Annotated in this window: 1 protein-coding gene; it reads right to left on the reverse strand. The window is 55.8% G+C overall.

Annotation, left to right across the window (positions count from 1 at the left end; all coding sequences use genetic code 11):
- A partial coding sequence (locus tag AB4Y34_RS42320; protein WP_368719363.1) for a hypothetical protein occupies positions 1–182 on the reverse strand: 182 nt, incomplete at its 3' end.
- Between the last annotated feature and the right edge of the window lie 78 nt (positions 183–260).

Raw genomic sequence — 260 nt, forward strand, 5'->3', positions numbered from 1 at the left:
ACGCCCGGCGTACGGATCTTTGCGTTGATAAGCTGCGCCTTCAGATCGCCGCCCGGCACATACAGGCTGATCATGCTGCGCTTTCTCAGGCTCTGGTTATCCACCCGCGCGTTCGTCACCCGGTATCCCGGCTTCTTGCGCTTGCGCGGTTCACCCGTCTTTAGTCTGGCTTTATATGGCATTATTCAATGCTGGCTTCATGATGTTGCGCTTTTACACAACCCGCAGCATCTTTGCAATTCCCCCATCCGGACAAAGCC

The organism is Paraburkholderia sp. BR10954, assembly GCF_040965775.1.
Classification (GTDB): Bacteria; Pseudomonadota; Gammaproteobacteria; order Burkholderiales; family Burkholderiaceae; genus Paraburkholderia; species Paraburkholderia youngii.